Genomic DNA, 14,214 nt, shown 5'->3' on the forward strand with positions numbered 1-14,214 from the left:
CTTCTAAGGCTCCTAAAAAACTTGCCAAAAACAGTCGGAATCGGCAACATGCCTTGCACTTTCAAACTATCGTTTGAAACTGAACAATAACATGAGTCTCTAGTCGTTAACCCAGTGCGGGAGAAACGTTGATGATATATGAAGGAAAAGCCGTAACGGTTAAACCGTTGGAAGACGGCATAGTAGAATTGAATTTCGATCTGGAAGGCGAGTCAGTCAATAAATTTAACCGCCAGACAGTCGAAGAACTGGGTGCTGCAGCGCAAGCCATGAAAGCCGACAGCTCCATTAAAGGTATGATTGTTACCAGTGCGAAGTCTGTATTCATTGTGGGTGCTGATATTACCGAATTTGGTGAACTCTTCACTCTTTCAGAGGAGGAGATCGCCGGTTGGTGCATCAAATCCAACCAGGCGTTCAATGCCATTGAAGATCTGCCGTTTCCCACGGTGACAGCCATGAATGGTATTGCGCTGGGTGGCGGTCTGGAAATGTGTCTGGCCACGGACTTCCGCGTGATGTCCACCGCCGCGCAGTGCGGCTTGCCTGAAGCCAAGCTGGGCCTCTATCCCGGCTTTGGTGGCACCGTTCGTATGCCGCGTATTGTCGGTGTGGACAACGCCGTTGAGTGGATCGCCGCCGGCGGTCAACACAAGCCCGAAAAAGCATTGAAAGACGGTGTCGTGGATGCCGTGGTTGAACCGGAAAAACTGCGTGATGCAGCGCTGTCGCTGGTAAAAGATTGTATCGCCGGCAAGATTGATTACCGGGCCAAGCGTCAGGAAAAGCTGGAGCCGTTGAAGCTGCCCCCGATGGAAAACATGATGGCGTTCCAGACCTGTTCTGCCATGGTTATGCAACAGGCCGGTCGTAATTACCCCGCACCCATGGCGGCCGTTCAGACCATGCAGCAACACGCCGGTATGACCCGGGACAAAGCGCTGGAAGTGGAAGCCAAGGGGTTTGCCAAAGTAGCTACCACCTCCGTTGCTGATTCACTGATCGGCTTGTTCCTGAACGACCAGATTCTGAAGAAAGTAGCCAGCAAGTGGGAAAAGCAGGCCAAGCCGGTTAACCTGGCGGCTGTGTTGGGCGCCGGCATCATGGGCGGAGGTATCGCTTTCCAATCCGCATCCAAAGGCACGCCCATCATTATGAAGGACATTAACGAACCGGCTCTTGAGCTGGGTATGTCCGAGGCCACCAAGTTGCTGGCCAAGCGTGTAGAGCGCAAGAAGATGCAGCCTGCCAAAATGGGTCAGGTGCTGTCATCCATTCGCCCCACTTTGAACTACGGTGATTTCCAGAGTGTCGACATCGTTGTGGAAGCAGTGGTCGAGAACGTCAAGGTCAAGCAGAGCGTGTTGGCCGATGTGGAAAAGCAGGTGAAAGACGGCACCATTCTGGCCTCCAATACCTCCACCATCTCCATCACCAAGCTGGCAGAAGCGCTGCAGAAGCCGGAAAACTTCGTTGGTATGCACTTCTTTAACCCGGTACACATGATGCCGCTGGTTGAAGTGATTCGCGGCGAAAAATCCTCTGATGAAGCGGTTGCCACCACTGTGGCCTACGCCAAGAAAATGGGTAAAACCCCGGTAGTGGTGAATGACTGCCCCGGTTTTCTGGTGAATCGGGTATTGTTCCCGTATTTTGGCGGTTTTGGCATGATATTGCGCGATGGCGCTGACTTCCAGAAAGTCGATAAAGTCATGGAACGCTTTGGTTGGCCCATGGGTCCGGCCTATCTGATGGACGTGGTCGGCATCGACACCGGTGTCCACGCTGCTGAAGTGATGGCGGAGGGCTTCCCCGAGCGGATGCAGTACGATCATAAAGATGCATCTGAGGTAATGTTCGAGAACAAGCGTTACGGACAGAAAAACGGTGTTGGTTTCTACAAGTACGAAACCGACAAGAAAGGCAAGCCCAAGAAAGTGGTCGACGAAACCACCTATGAGCTGATCAAGCCCCACGTGGCTGCACCTAAAGAGTTCGAAGATCAGAAAATCATTGATCGTTTGATGATTCCAATGTGTCTGGAGTTGGTGCGTTGCCTGGAAGAAAACATCGTTTCTTCCGTGGCAGATGCCGATATGGCTCTGATCATGGGTATCGGCTTCCCACCGTTCCGCGGAGGTGCGCTGAAATACATTGATTCCATTGGCGTGAAAGCATTCGTAGAGTTGTGCGACCAATACAAGGATCTGGGTCCTTTGTATGAGCCCACTGCAAAACTGCGTGAAATGGCCGCCAACGGCGAATCTTTTTACAAATAAGCGGATAGCCAAGGAGACATAGAAATGAGTTTGAATCCAAGAGACGTAGTGATTGTCGATGCTGTCCGTACACCGATGGGTAAGTCCCGTAATGGACAGTTCCGAAATGTGCGTGCAGAAAAACTGTCTGCGGAACTGATTCGCGCATTACAGAAGCGTAATCCGAACTGGAATCCGGCGGAAACAGAAGATGTGATCTGGGGCTGCGTCAACCAAACCCTGGAGCAGGGCATGAACATTGCCCGAAACATTGCCATCATGGCGGAGTTGCCCCGTTCTGTTGCGGGCCAGACGGTAAACCGTTTGTGCGGTTCTTCCATGCAGGCTTTGCACTCGGCCGCGCAATCCATCCAGACCGGCAATGGTGATGTATTCGTGATTGGTGGTGTGGAACATATGGGACATGTGGAAATGACCCACGGTGTTGACCTCAACCCGGAAGCGTCCAAGTACGTTGCCAAGGCTTCCAACATGATGGGGCTCACCGCTGAAATGCTGGGCCGCATGCACGGTATTTCCCGTGCCGCCATGGATGAGTTCGGTGCCCGCTCCCATCGTCTGGCCTGGGAAGCCACCCAGGAAGGGCGCTGGAACAATGAGATCGTGCCCATTGAAGGCCACAATGCGGATGGCTTCAAAGTGCTCTGTGAAATTGACGAGGTGATTCGTCCGGAAACCACCGTTGAAGGCCTGGCCGGGTTACGCCCGGTATTTGATCCTAAAAACGGCCAGGTGACGGCTGGTACCTCATCAGCCCTGTCTGATGGTGCATCTTCCATCCTGGTGATGTCTGCCGAGCGTGCCCAGGCACTGGGTCTTAAGCCCCGTGCCCGGATTCGTTCAATGGCGGTGGCCGGTTGCGATGCGGCGATCATGGGGTACGGCCCGGTACCCGCCACCCAGAAAGCCCTGAAGCGTGCCGGCCTGTCCATTGACGATATCGATTACGTAGAACTGAACGAGGCCTTTGCGGCACAGAGCCTGCCTTGCGTGAAAGATCTCAAGTTGGCTGACAAAGTGGATGAGAAGGTCAACCTGAACGGTGGGGCCATCGCATTGGGTCACCCACTGGGCTGTTCCGGTGCCCGTATCGTTGGCACTTTGCTCAATGTAATGGAGTGGAAAGACGGCAACCTGGGTCTGGCCACCATGTGTATTGGGTTGGGGCAGGGTATTGCCACGGTAATCGAGCGGGTATAACGCCGGATTATCCAGACATCCAATCATGATCCGGTAAAGGGTCGAACGCTGCCTGCGGTGGTATTCGGCCCTTTGCCGTTTCACCCTCCACCGAAAATCTCTATAATCGCCGCACTTTTAGTCAAATAGAGTATGGTCTTTGTCATGAAGGGGCGTCGATTCAATTCGCAGGAAGCCAGCCTGCTGCAGGAAATCATGCTGCAGCGGCGGGATGTGCGGGGTAATCGCTTCCATTCTGACCCTCTGCCTGACAGGGCGGTACAGCAGATACTTGATGCCGCACTCAGTGCCCCTTCTGTTGGGTTCTCCCAACCCTGGGAGTTTATTCTGGTGCGGGACAGGCTGCGGCGCCAGGCGGTCCATGACAGCTTTACCGCCGAGAATAGTAAAGCTGCTGAGCAGTTCTCCGGTGCCAAATCGCTGCTTTACCAGCGCCTGAAATTGGAGGGCATCATCGAGTCACCACTCAATATTGCGGTGTTTTACCGTCCCTCCGGATTACCGGTATTGGGGCAGTCCAGCATGGATGAAGTGGGCCGCTACAGCGTCGTATGCGCGATCCAGAATATGTGGCTGATGGCCAGAAGCCTGAACATCGGTATGGGCTGGGTCAGTATTCTTGATCCAGGCGAAGTGAAACGCATATTGGAAGTGCCCCCGGACCGTGACTTGGTGGGTTATCTTTGTCTGGGGTATGTGGATGAGTTTTACGATGAGCCGGAATTGGAGCGGCTGCAGTGGGAGCGTCGTAAATCCATGCAGTCAGTTGTACATTATGATTCGTTTAGTCAACAAGATGCGGAGTAGAGAATGGATTGGCGGGTATTTTTGACCATATTCATCAGTGTTTTCCTTGCAGAGTTGGGTGACAAGACCCAGCTGGCCACCATGCTGTTTGCTGCGGACAAAGAGGTCAGTAAGTGGACTGTATTCGTTGCCTCGGCATCCGCCTTGGTGGTTGCGGCGGCCATCGGTGTGGCGGCCGGCAGCTTTGTGTCCCAGTTTATCAGTGAAAAAGCGTTGTCGATGATTGCCGGAATAGGCTTTATACTGATAGGCGGATGGGTGCTGATTTTCAGATAGGGTCGACACCCGCAGGATGATGGGGAACCCGAATGAATACAGAAAAAGTCATATTTGCCTTTTTTATTATCTTGGCCGCCACCCTGAACTTTGGGTTTTTCCTGGGTGAATTTCACGATGTAAACCATCACAACGTATATGAGCTCTTTGCGGCGTTGGTGATCAGCCTGATCGCAACGGTGATGAAATTTGGTGATCGTACCCATCTGGGGGCGGTGCTCCTGGCCACCAGTCTGGTGGCGGATTTTCAGTTGATTGTGGCGGCATTCCTGTGGGGTTATGCCACTAACGTCAGTGAAGCCGGCCTCAGCCCGGATATGATTGCGAGCATTGTGTCCATGTCCGGCGGGGCCTTGCTGGCGAATATGATATCGGTGGTGTTGTTGGTCGTGGAAACCATCACCGTGCGTCGCTAACGCATCATGAATTATGTTGCCTACCTGATACTGAGGCGCCTGCGGGCTCCTTTAATCACCCTCATTGTCATCTACTCTATCTCTGTTCTGGGCTATGTGTTGATCCCCGGCATGGATTCCGCGGGCAATGCCTATCGGATGAGTTTTTTTGAGGCGTTTTATTTTGTCAGTTTTATGGGATCCACCATTGGTTTTGGCGAAATCCCCTATGAATTTACTGCCCTGCAGCGTTTCTGGACGTTGTTCTGTATCTACGCCACAGTGGTGGGATGGATCTACAGTATTGGTGCCGTTATCGCAATACTGCGCGACCATACGTTTATTCATCTGATTCAGCGTCACCGCTTCCGGCACCGGGTCGACCATCTTAGGGAACCCTTTTATCTGGTGTGTGGCTATGGCCTGACCGGCAGTGCAGTGGTGGCTGATTTGTCTCGTCGCGGCATTCAGAGTGTAGTGGTTGAACTCAGGCAGAACCGAATTGATGCCCTCGAGCTGGATAATCTCCCCTTTGATATACCCAGCCTGTGTGCGGATGCCAGTGAGCCGGATGTGATACAGGATGCGGGTGTAGTACAGGAGAACTGCATCGGAGTGCTGTGTTTGACCGATGACGATCACGTGAATCTGTATATTGCTTTAGCCAGTAAGTTGCTGGCACCTGAGCGTATGGTATTGAGCCGGGTGGCAACTCGGGAGTACGCCGGTAATCTAAAATCCTTTAACACCGACCACGTAATCGATCCCTTTGAAACCTTTGCGGAATATTTAACAAATGCTGTGTTTTCACCCTACCGCCAACTGGCCTATAACTGGTTGATCAGCCCCCAGCACCGATCTATACAGTCCGTGGTCAAGCCGGAAAAAGGCCGTTGGATAATTTGCGGCTACGGGCGTTTGGGCAAAGCCATTCAACGTCGGTTTGAGCAGCATGGCCTGGAAACAGTGATCATCGAACCGGACCCGGAAGGGCAGCATGTTAAAGAGGATTATCGAGTGGTGAAGGGGTTGGGAACCGAAGCTCCCACCTTGCTGGAGGCGGGCATACAGAATGCGGTTGGTATCATTGCCGGCACCGCGGACGATGCCAACAATTTGTCCATCGTGTTAACCGCCCGTGATCTGAAGAAGAACCTGATGCTGGTGTCGCGTCAGAACCGCCACCACAATGCTCCGGTGTTTCAGGCAGCCAAGATCAATATGATAATGGATCCCAATATGATCATTGCCCAGCGCATCATGGTGTTTATCAAAACGCCGCTGTTGATCCAGTTTCTGGAAGAGATAAAGCACAAGGATGAAGACTGGTGTGAAAAACTGGTGTATCGCTTCGATGTGTTGGTGCGTGACAACCCACTGGATAGCTGGGCATTGTCGATCACTAAATCCACGACTCCGGCAATTTATGAAGCTCTGCGCCATGGGCGCAATGTGAAAGTACAGCATTTATCCGCCCATCCTCAGAATCGCGGTGTTCAATTGCCGTCGATGGCATTGATGGTGGTACGCAAGGGGGAAGCCCATGTGCTGCCGGAAGAGGATTTCTGTCTGCGTATCGACGACGAAATACTCTTTTGTGGTCGCAGCCATGTACTGAATCAGATGTTATGGACAGTCTGCAATTCCAATGTGTTAAGGTACGTAATCAGTGGCCATGATGAAGGTGGCGGATATTTATGGAAGCGGCTGTTCGATAAGAAGAAACAATCGCAAGACTCCGGAGGCAGGGTATGAAGAACGTCCCCACATTGGCAACAACCATGACCCCTTTTCCCTACAGCATCGACATCAATGAGCCGTTGCAGGATGCGATTGCAATGATGGAAAAGCAGGGTTTCCACCATCTGCCTGTAACGGAGGATGGAAAACTTGTGGGTGTGTTAACGGATCGGGATATTAAGTTTGTCGCTTCACCGTTCAGTAGCGCTTCACTGGAAGACGAGTTGTACGTGAAGGACATTTATACTTCACGCACCTATGTCGTCGATATTCACACTGCCCTTGAAAACGTTCTCAAAGTCATGGCAGACAAGCACCTGGGCTCGGCCCTGGTCACCAAAAATGAAAAACTCGCCGGTATATTAACTCACAATGATGTGTTTCGAAAATTTGCCGACGTGCTGGTCAAACTGAAATCCAAGCCAGACGGGAACGATGCCGCGTGATGGACGGGTTAGTGCAACTTTCCTCACCGGGCAGCATCGTTTCCACTTTGGCAGACATTGGCCATCAGGCACAGTTCACCAACCTTTAAGCTGTGCATTGCGTGCTCAGTGAGGTGAGGTTGTTAGCGTGAAAATCGTTTTCGATACTCGGTTGGTGACAACGCAACTTCCCTTTTAAAAAGGCGGCGAAAAGAGCTGACATCCACATAGCCGACTTTCTCAGTGATATCGTCCACGCTCAGTGCGGTGGACTCCAACAGGCGTTTGGCTTCGTCAATCCTTAACTTCTGAAAATATTGTTTAGGTGGTTTACCGGTAGCCTGGTTGAACCGTCGTATAAACGTACGGGGGCTCACCGCCAATTGGCTGGCCAGGGTATCCAATTGGAATTCCTGGGCCAGGTTTTCCTGCATCCACTGCACGGCGTTTTTTACCAGCTCATCCGGTTGTTTGAAGTGATGGGGCACCGGTATGTAGGGTGCCTGCGTCGATTCCTTGTTCTGCAGCATCACCGTTTTGGAGCAACACTTGGCAATGCTCTGGCCGGCAAAGCGCTCGATCAGACGAATACACAAATGCATGTATGCCGTCACCGCACCAGAGCAGTAAACGTTGTTCTGTTCGGTAACCATTTTCTCCAGCCGTAAGTGCACTTTAGGGAACGAATGGGTGAAATGGTGCGCCAGCCACCAACTGGTGGTTGCCTCATAGCCATCCAGTAACCCGGTATCAGCCAATAGAAATGATCCACTGCAATTGGAGGCAATAACGGCACCGCGGGCGTGATGGGATTTGATCAAACCACCCAGCAAGCTTCGCATTTCCTCGGTTTTTTTTGTGACTTCGTAACCAAAGGCATGATCGATGCCCGGAATCAGGCAAATGTCCGGGTTGCCCGCTTCTTCATAGCGGCCATCCACAGCAATGGTAATACCGGTAGAGGTATTCACCGGTTTGCCGTCAGGAGAATAGATTTTCCAGGAAAACAACGGGTTTCCCGGGTCTTCCTTGCGTACCCGTTGGTGAATGTTGGCGATGTGGAAGACATCCGTAGGGCCGGTGATTGAAGTCGATAAGCATCCGTCATATGCGAATATTGCCAGTTTTGTAGTCATATGAAGGTCTCCTGAATGGCAAATTGAGCATTTATGTTGTCATAAATGCCACTTTTGCAGCGCCGCGTCAAGCGCTAATCTGGTTTCAGGCTATAAACCGCGCGTTACCACACAGGAGGACGCACTATGGCAACAACAACCCGCTCGATCAGTCATGTTGGGGATATGAGCACCCCGCAGGTTTCGACTTGTCCGGTAAGCCGGAGCATGTTGCTGTCCGCTTTCAATGACAATGCTGCCTTGACCCTTGATGTTGTGTGGCGGGTTATGCTGGGTGCCGCGCTGGCCTGGTGTGGGGCTGTGGTCCTGCCGGTGCAACCTGGTCTGACCTTCTTTGCAGCCCTGAGTGCATCCATCTCGGTGTTGTATGTGGCGAACCTTGCGGATGTAAAGAGCGTGCGGGATGGCATCATGTCAGTGGTGCCGGCTGCTTTGGTCTGGGGCATCCTGGCCTACGATGCCGGTAATAGCGCGTTGGTGGGGTTGACGCTGTTCACCCATTTGTTGATTGCCTTTTTTGCCGGCTTTGCCCGGGTCACCGGCTCATTGCGTGATTTGGCGTTATGGCCGGTCTTGTTCGGTACATTGAGCATGGTTCTGGGGGCCTATACAGAATGGTTTCTGAGATAATCCGGGTTAATGTGATAGGAGCTGACGGTGTCAGACGAGACGTTATTCGCAGTACAGGGTGATACCTTTATACCAACGGCGCTGGCGGGCAGTCCCTGGCACCCTGCAATGTTGCATGGTGGGGCACCGGCCGGATTGCTGGCGTATTGTCTGGAGCGGGAAGCCCGGTTGGAAGGGTGGCAACCGGCAAAGCTGGCGATCGACCTGCTGCGCCCCGTTCCCAAAGCACCATTGGGGGTGAGCGTAAGCACTCGGCGCAAGGGCAATCGTATTGTCCACCTGGAGGCCAGTCTGTTCTCTCATGACACGGTCATCGCGGTGGCAAACTGTCTGTTTATAAAGCCACAGGAGCTATCCCTGCCTGCCTTTGCTCCTCGAAGCAACATTGAGATAACACCACCGGATGATTTGGAGGCGGTCTCATTTCGGGACATACTGTTCGGCAGCGGTGGTTCCATGCCGCCCGGTCTGCACACCACGATCCAACTGCGACCGGTGACTGCTCTATGCGGGCAGGGCAGGGGCACAGCCTGGATTGCCTTGCCGGTGGCTATCATCGAGGGCCAGTCTAATTCTCCCTTTATGCTGGCGGCGCTTGCATCGGATTTCGGCAACGGCGTTGGGCAGCTCCGCTTGGGTGGCAATCTGGGTACCATCAATGCCGACATCGTTCTCCAGCTTTCCCGCTTGCCTGAAGGGGAATGGGTAGGTATTGACAGCACCGCGCTGCTGGATGCAACCGGCGTCGGCCAAGTGCTTACCACGTTATACGATACCCGAGGCCGCATTGGGCAGGTCAGTCAAACCATTATGCCCATGGGGGAGCCCGGAGTGTAGAGTTATGTGGGCAGTGTAATGGGCTTTGAATTGGCCATCGGACTGGTCATCAGATTGCTCATTGCTATGTTTTTTTGTATTGGAACTTATCAACGGTCATTGGGTCGAAACTGAAAATTCCACTATCAGACTCAGTGCAAGGAGTTGTTAATGCAGCTAAAGCAGCGGATATTTACCCTTTGTATCATGATACTGGCCAGCACCCCTGCCTTGGCGGTCTGGCCTTTGCAGGATGGGGATGGTAATCAGCTTCCCTCGCTGGCTCCCATGTTGGAGAAAGTAAATCCTGCGGTTGTTAATATTTCGACTTTTGCCACCCGTCAGCAAATGAACCCGCTGCTGAACGATCCGTTCTTCCGGCATTTTTTCGGGCCGGGCCCCTACCACCAGGCCCCTCAGCAAAAGCGTTCCCAAAGTGCAGGTTCCGGTGTCATTGTGGATGCCGACAAGGGTACGGTGATTACCAACTTTCACGTCATAGACGGGGCAGATGAAATTAAGGTGTCCCTGAACGATGGCCGAACCTTCGCCGCCAAACTGGTCGGCTCTGATCCGGATGTCGACATCGCCATACTGGATATTGATGCCGACGGTTTGCATGAGGTAAAAATGGCCGATTCCGAGCGGGCCCGGGTGGGCGATTTTGTCGTGGCCATCGGCAATCCATTTGGTTTGGGTCAAACCGTTACCACCGGGGTGGTCAGTGCCATTGGTCGAACCGGCCTCGGCATAGAAGGGTATGAGAATTTTATCCAGACCGATGCGTCTATTAACCCCGGCAATTCCGGTGGTGCGTTGGTCAACCTGAATGGTGAATTGGTGGGAATTAATACCGCTATTATTGCGCCTGCGGGTGGCAACGTGGGAATAGGCTTTGCGATTCCAACCAATATGGCACGTCACAGCCTGGAGCAGATTCTTGAACACGGTGAGGTAAAACGAGGCCAGTTGGGTGTCATCATTCAGGATTTAACGCCGGATCTGGCCGAGGCCTTTGATCTGGTTGGTCAGCAGGGTGTGGTGGTGTCCGAAGTGCAGAAGGGTTCTGCTGCAGACAAGGCGGGCATCAAGCAGGGGGATGTGATCATCGAGTTTGAAGGCAGGCCGATGAAATCCGCGGCGCAGTTGCGTAATGCGGTGGGTATTCTCCCTGTGGGTGACAAAGTGAAACTGAAGTTGATCCGCGAAGGCGATGAGAAAAAACTGACGGTGCGCATAGGTGAAGCGAAAGCCAGTGTTGCCAGCAGTGGCAGCGTGCATAAGTTTCTTCAGGGTGCAAACCTGGCGGACAGTGAGGAACCGAAAGGCGTGGTGGTGCAGTCCCTTCAGCCCGGATCGGCCGCTCAGATTGCGGGATTGCGCAAAGGCGACGTGATCACCAGTGCCAACAAACAGCGGGTAGAGGATCTGGGCGATCTCAAGAAAGCGGTTTCCAGTAGTAAAGATCAATTACTGTTACGTATTCTGCGGGGAAACGCAGCGCTCTACCTGGTGCTGAAATAAGGCGGCGATGCCTGGTCTGCGCCACTGCAATCGGTGGTGCAGATCCAATTGTGAGGCCAGCATCACCCGCTGGCACCACTGTTCGATATATAAGTAAAGTGTCTAGAAGTTCCGGTTTTTAGTACTATTGTCTCGAAAATAATCCAAGAACGGATAAAATAGCCCAACTTCGCTGTTTATGATCCGAGCCTAATATCATTATGAAGAAGTCCTTTCTCTCCCGTCTGTTCAAGACCCGAGCGCGCGCAAAGTGCGTTGATAAGCCATTGGCCACCCATGCAGATATACGCAGGAAACTCGAACGCTACCAACCCACAGAAGGGCCAGCCCGTTTTGGCAATGCGGATGTGTATTTCGTGAGCGAGGAAGTGGGCACACAGGAAGAAGAGGGCCAGCCCCGGAAGGACACCTAGTTCGGACGCATCCAAATGTAAACGTCATTCTTTTGTATTTGACATGTATTATCATTTGCAATAGTATTACTCCTACGTTTGGAAGGAAGTGCCGATATGTACGTTTGCATTTGTAAAGGTGTAACCGAAAAGACCATTCAGGAAGCAGCCAAGTCTGGGGTGAACGATTATAAATCCCTGCGGGACAAGACTGGCGTGGCTTCACAGTGTGGAAAATGTGGCAGTGACGCAAAAAATTGCCTCAGGCAACACGCTATTTCCCAATAAAACTTAGTTTTGCAATAACCGGATTAAAGGGTTACCTTTTGTCGGAAAGGTCTAATCGCCTGCTGGTGTTTGGAATATTCGTAGAAGGAGAGCCCAAATGAAGGGTGATGCAAAAGTCATTGAACACCTCAATAAAGTACTTGGTAATGAGCTGGTTGCCATTAATCAGTACTTCTTACACAGCAAGATGTATAAAAACTGGGGGCTGGATGAGCTCGCAGAACACGAATACCACGAATCCATTGACGAAATGAAGCATGCCGACAAGCTGACGGATCGAATTCTGTTGCTGGAAGGCCTCCCCAACTATCAGCACCTGGGCAAGCTGCGCGTGGGTGAAGATGTCAAAGAAATGCTCGAGTGTGATCTCAAGTTGGAAATGGATGCCGTCCCCGATTTGAAAGAGGCGATCAGTCATTGTGAGAAGGTCAAGGATTTTGTCTCACGGGAGCTGTTTGTTGATATTCTGGAATCTGAGGAAGAGCACATTGATTGGCTGGAAACCCAGTTGGAGCTGATCGAAAAAGTGGGTATGAAGAACTACCTGCAATCCAAAATGGGAAGCTAGAAAACCGAAGAGCAGGGTGCAATTGTGCAGCCTGCTCTTCGTTCGCTTTTACTCTATGTTATCCAGCAGGCACTGAAAAAAAGCCTTATCGGTGTCCGGTTTATTCCATATCCCTTCGAACAGGCGATGCCGCCAAAAGTGCTCACCCCATAACAGATAGCATTCAACGTATCGGCTCAACGCCTGATGATAGCTGACTCCACGCTGTTGCCCTGAAACCAGGCCCGCACTGATCTGGTGAGAGCGCAGATTGGGGTGAATACGATCCAAAACGTTAGGAATACTCTCCCAAAGCGCCGCTTCAATGTCGTTGAGCTGGATGCGCTTGAATTCTGCGACAAACGGCTGCAACTGTGCCTCGTCTATTGTCCAGCTGTCGGAAGCGACTGTCGGTGAAGAAAGTGCATCATGTTGTGCATGATGATGCCAGAGTCTTTCACCGCGCACTGGCGTGAAAACGTTGTTTGTCAGGGGCAGAAAGGCACGGTGTTGTTCAGCGGAAAGGGCCGCAAGATAACGGTTTAGAATATGACCATTCCAGAATCGGCATAGCATTGTGCTGCCTTCAGGCAAGCGACAATAGAGACGGTTCTGCCAAAAGTCGACCTGCCGGTTTAACGAATAAGGTGAGGTAAACCAGGCGATGCCCAGGTGTGTATCGCTGCACCGGTGCATAAAATCCTGGTGGGTTGAATCGATCATTACCACATATGGCGAATGAGGCAAACAAGGTTCGTGTTCTGTGCCGAGGAAAAGTGGATGATATTCCGCGTCAGGGGCATAGCGAAATAATTCGTACAGGGCACCGCTATTCGCGGTGCCATCCACCAGTGCAAACAGTGACTCGCCGCCTGCTTGTTCAAGATGCTCGAGCAGCGCTGGGCGAAGCTGGCTTTCCTTTAATAACAACCTTTCCATTAACGCTCGGTTATATAATTGGCCAACTTTACTTGCGATGTAGGAATTCCTGCATCGAGTCATTCAGATGTGCAGGCACCAGCTCCAGCATCTTTTTGCGCGCATTCAGTAGCATGATTCTGACATTGGTTACGGAGTGCCCTGTTCGTTCGGCGATTTCCTGTGAGGTAAGCCCTTCACAGACGGCATAGCGAATATGTCGAAACTGCACCGGTGTCAGATACGAGCGCAACATCTCCAGCATTACCGTGATTCGGTCGCTCTCCAATTCAGCTTCCATATCGCTTTCGGCCGGATTAAGGTCGCAGTTTTCAGCAGCAAAAAAAGTGGCTTCATTTGAATAAACACCGGGTACTGTGGAGCGATAATCGTCTTGACCGAACGCATTGTCGAACCCGCCGTCCTCATCGCGGAACTCGGCTATTTGCTCTATCGCGATGTATGAGGGGTATTCTTTGATTAGCGCGTCCACCATTCTGGTGTTGGTGATCATTTTCAACGTGCCCAACATCACCTGGTTGCGGCGGCTACCTGCTGCATTCAGGTTTTTTTGGTGTACTGTCGACAGGGGTTTGAATGCGATGTCACAGAACAGGCTCATCATGGAGTCTGTGGCGTCGCTGGGTAAATATTGAAGGCCGACTTTTTTAATCAGGTGTGAACAGTAACGGTTGAAATTGGCGGCAATGAAAAGGTGAATATCCAGATTTACCCATTCATCTTCGGGCCATTCCGCTAAGTTGCGGAATCGTGAGATGCTCTGATTCATTATAACTCCCATCCATAGATAAAAGGTCAAGACCTGTAGATACATAAGCCC

General features: G+C 52.0%; 16 protein-coding genes. 13 read left to right on the forward strand and 3 right to left on the reverse strand.

The window, feature by feature from the left end; genetic code table 11:
* The first annotated feature begins 131 nt into the window (after window positions 1–131).
* From fadB to D9N13_RS15840, 7 genes are all read left to right on the forward strand, one after another.
* Window positions 132–2,279 (forward strand): fatty acid oxidation complex subunit alpha FadB, encoded by a 2,148-nt coding sequence (gene fadB, locus D9N13_RS15810; protein WP_290592041.1) that lies wholly within the window; start codon window positions 132–134, stop codon window positions 2,277–2,279.
* Window positions 2,280–2,303: 24 nt separating this feature from the next.
* Entirely contained in the window at window positions 2,304–3,479 is a 1,176-nt protein-coding gene (fadA, locus tag D9N13_RS15815) for an acetyl-CoA C-acyltransferase FadA (protein WP_290592043.1), read from the forward strand.
* 144 nt (window positions 3,480–3,623) lie between these two features.
* A complete protein-coding gene (gene bluB, locus D9N13_RS15820; RefSeq protein ID WP_290592044.1) occupies window positions 3,624–4,286 on the forward strand; it encodes a 5,6-dimethylbenzimidazole synthase in 663 nt (220 codons plus the stop codon).
* Window positions 4,287–4,289: 3 nt separating this feature from the next.
* Window positions 4,290–4,562 (forward strand): TMEM165/GDT1 family protein, encoded by a 273-nt coding sequence (locus D9N13_RS15825; RefSeq protein ID WP_290592046.1) that lies wholly within the window; start codon window positions 4,290–4,292, stop codon window positions 4,560–4,562.
* A gap of 32 nt (window positions 4,563–4,594) precedes the next feature.
* The gene (locus tag D9N13_RS15830; RefSeq protein WP_290592048.1) at window positions 4,595–4,978 is read left to right on the forward strand and encodes a DUF6394 family protein; all 384 of its coding nucleotides are present in this window, start codon (window positions 4,595–4,597) and stop codon (window positions 4,976–4,978) included.
* A gap of 6 nt (window positions 4,979–4,984) precedes the next feature.
* A complete protein-coding gene (locus tag D9N13_RS15835; RefSeq protein ID WP_290592050.1) occupies window positions 4,985–6,712 on the forward strand; it encodes a potassium channel family protein in 1,728 nt (575 codons plus the stop codon).
* Window positions 6,709–7,143 carry a CBS domain-containing protein gene (locus tag D9N13_RS15840; RefSeq protein WP_290592052.1) on the forward strand — a complete coding sequence of 145 codons (435 nt, stop codon included), beginning with the start codon at window positions 6,709–6,711 and terminating at the stop codon, window positions 7,141–7,143. Before D9N13_RS15835 ends, D9N13_RS15840 begins: the two co-directional genes overlap by 4 nt.
* Before the next feature lie 122 nt (window positions 7,144–7,265).
* Here D9N13_RS15840 and D9N13_RS15845 read toward each other — a convergent pair whose 3' ends face one another.
* Window positions 7,266–8,258, reverse strand: a complete 993-nt coding sequence (locus tag D9N13_RS15845) for a GlxA family transcriptional regulator (RefSeq protein WP_290592054.1) — start codon at window positions 8,256–8,258, stop codon at window positions 7,266–7,268.
* 126 nt (window positions 8,259–8,384) lie between these two features.
* Here D9N13_RS15845 and D9N13_RS15850 point away from each other — a divergent pair, with 126 nt between their 5' ends.
* The 6 genes from D9N13_RS15850 (at window position 8,385) to bfr (ending at window position 12,476) form a co-directional block, all read left to right on the forward strand.
* The gene (locus tag D9N13_RS15850; RefSeq protein ID WP_290592056.1) at window positions 8,385–8,888 is read left to right on the forward strand and encodes a hypothetical protein; all 504 of its coding nucleotides are present in this window, start codon (window positions 8,385–8,387) and stop codon (window positions 8,886–8,888) included.
* A 27-nt stretch (window positions 8,889–8,915) separates the two neighbouring features.
* On the forward strand, window positions 8,916–9,725 hold the full coding sequence (locus D9N13_RS15855; RefSeq protein ID WP_290592058.1) for an acyl-CoA thioesterase domain-containing protein: 810 nt from the start codon (window positions 8,916–8,918) through the stop codon (window positions 9,723–9,725).
* 150 nt (window positions 9,726–9,875) lie between these two features.
* Complete coding sequence (locus tag D9N13_RS15860; protein ID WP_290592059.1) at window positions 9,876–11,228, forward strand: DegQ family serine endoprotease; 1,353 nt, start codon at window positions 9,876–9,878, stop codon at window positions 11,226–11,228.
* A 200-nt stretch (window positions 11,229–11,428) separates the two neighbouring features.
* Entirely contained in the window at window positions 11,429–11,641 is a 213-nt protein-coding gene (locus tag D9N13_RS15865; RefSeq protein ID WP_290592061.1) for a hypothetical protein, read from the forward strand.
* A 96-nt stretch (window positions 11,642–11,737) separates the two neighbouring features.
* Window positions 11,738–11,908, forward strand: a complete 171-nt coding sequence (locus tag D9N13_RS15870; RefSeq protein ID WP_290592063.1) for a (2Fe-2S)-binding protein — start codon at window positions 11,738–11,740, stop codon at window positions 11,906–11,908.
* A gap of 97 nt (window positions 11,909–12,005) precedes the next feature.
* Window positions 12,006–12,476 carry a bacterioferritin gene (gene bfr / locus D9N13_RS15875; protein ID WP_290592065.1) on the forward strand — a complete coding sequence of 157 codons (471 nt, stop codon included), beginning with the start codon at window positions 12,006–12,008 and terminating at the stop codon, window positions 12,474–12,476.
* A 48-nt stretch (window positions 12,477–12,524) separates the two neighbouring features.
* On the opposite strand, the gene D9N13_RS15880 is transcribed toward bfr, so the two are convergent.
* Both D9N13_RS15880 and D9N13_RS15885 read right to left on the reverse strand, forming a co-directional pair.
* On the reverse strand, window positions 12,525–13,394 hold the full coding sequence (locus D9N13_RS15880) for a DUF4123 domain-containing protein (RefSeq protein ID WP_290592067.1): 870 nt from the start codon (window positions 13,392–13,394) through the stop codon (window positions 12,525–12,527).
* A gap of 28 nt (window positions 13,395–13,422) precedes the next feature.
* Complete coding sequence (locus tag D9N13_RS15885; RefSeq protein ID WP_290592069.1) at window positions 13,423–14,163, reverse strand: sigma-70 region 4 domain-containing protein; 741 nt, start codon at window positions 14,161–14,163, stop codon at window positions 13,423–13,425.
* Between the last annotated feature and the right edge of the window lie 51 nt (window positions 14,164–14,214).

Source organism: Ketobacter sp. GenoA1 (assembly GCF_003671475.1).
Lineage (GTDB): Bacteria > Pseudomonadota > Gammaproteobacteria > Pseudomonadales > Ketobacteraceae > Ketobacter.

Bases quoted from the DNA above. Each gene is read 5' to 3' on its own strand.
- fadB (WP_290592041.1), top strand. From the start codon at position 132: ATGATATATGAAGGAAAAGCCGTAACGGTTAAACCGTTGGAAGACGGC.
- fadA (WP_290592043.1), top strand. From the start codon at position 2,304: ATGAGTTTGAATCCAAGAGACGTAGTGATTGTCGATGCTGTCCGTACA.
- bluB (WP_290592044.1), top strand. From the start codon at position 3,624: ATGAAGGGGCGTCGATTCAATTCGCAGGAAGCCAGCCTGCTGCAGGAA.
- D9N13_RS15825 (WP_290592046.1), top strand. From the start codon at position 4,290: ATGGATTGGCGGGTATTTTTGACCATATTCATCAGTGTTTTCCTTGCA.
- D9N13_RS15830 (WP_290592048.1), top strand. From the start codon at position 4,595: ATGAATACAGAAAAAGTCATATTTGCCTTTTTTATTATCTTGGCCGCC.
- D9N13_RS15835 (WP_290592050.1), top strand. From the start codon at position 4,985: ATGAATTATGTTGCCTACCTGATACTGAGGCGCCTGCGGGCTCCTTTA.
- D9N13_RS15840 (WP_290592052.1), top strand. From the start codon at position 6,709: ATGAAGAACGTCCCCACATTGGCAACAACCATGACCCCTTTTCCCTAC.
- D9N13_RS15845 (WP_290592054.1), bottom strand. From the start codon at position 8,258: ATGACTACAAAACTGGCAATATTCGCATATGACGGATGCTTATCGACT.
- D9N13_RS15850 (WP_290592056.1), top strand. From the start codon at position 8,385: ATGGCAACAACAACCCGCTCGATCAGTCATGTTGGGGATATGAGCACC.
- D9N13_RS15860 (WP_290592059.1), top strand. From the start codon at position 9,876: ATGCAGCTAAAGCAGCGGATATTTACCCTTTGTATCATGATACTGGCC.
- D9N13_RS15865 (WP_290592061.1), top strand. From the start codon at position 11,429: ATGAAGAAGTCCTTTCTCTCCCGTCTGTTCAAGACCCGAGCGCGCGCA.
- D9N13_RS15870 (WP_290592063.1), top strand. From the start codon at position 11,738: ATGTACGTTTGCATTTGTAAAGGTGTAACCGAAAAGACCATTCAGGAA.
- bfr (WP_290592065.1), top strand. From the start codon at position 12,006: ATGAAGGGTGATGCAAAAGTCATTGAACACCTCAATAAAGTACTTGGT.
- D9N13_RS15880 (WP_290592067.1), bottom strand. From the start codon at position 13,394: ATGGAAAGGTTGTTATTAAAGGAAAGCCAGCTTCGCCCAGCGCTGCTC.
- D9N13_RS15885 (WP_290592069.1), bottom strand. From the start codon at position 14,163: ATGAATCAGAGCATCTCACGATTCCGCAACTTAGCGGAATGGCCCGAA.